Below are 260 nucleotides of genomic sequence, written 5' to 3'. Positions count from 1 at the left end.
ATCACATAGACCGGGTGGGTTTTCAACCCGGCGCGAACGGCAGCAGCTTCAGCAACGGCGCATAAGCGTGCGGCGCGTTGTGCCACGACGCTGTCCGACAGCCGTTCCGGGTCGCCGCCGCAGGCCATGCTGGTGTCCAGATGGATCTTCGTGAACCCTGCGCACACATACGCATCGATGAGCGCTTCCGCGCGCTGCATCGCTTCTTCCGCGGGAAAACTGCGCCACGCGTTCGGCCCGAGATGGTCGCCGCCGAGAAT

Annotated in this window: 1 protein-coding gene; it reads right to left on the bottom strand. The window is 64.6% G+C overall.

All coding sequences use genetic code 11. The annotated features are described in order from the left end of the window. The coding region (locus ACLJZ5_RS22140; RefSeq protein ID WP_410959035.1) for a class II D-tagatose-bisphosphate aldolase non-catalytic subunit at positions 1–260 on the bottom strand (260 nt) is incomplete at both ends.

Origin of the sequence: Salmonella sp. 5800, from assembly GCF_046558195.1 — a bacterium.
GTDB lineage: Bacteria > Pseudomonadota > Gammaproteobacteria > Enterobacterales > Enterobacteriaceae > Salmonella > Salmonella enterica.
Note: the sequence above shows the minus strand (reverse complement) of the source record. Positions and strands in the feature narration are given on the sequence as shown.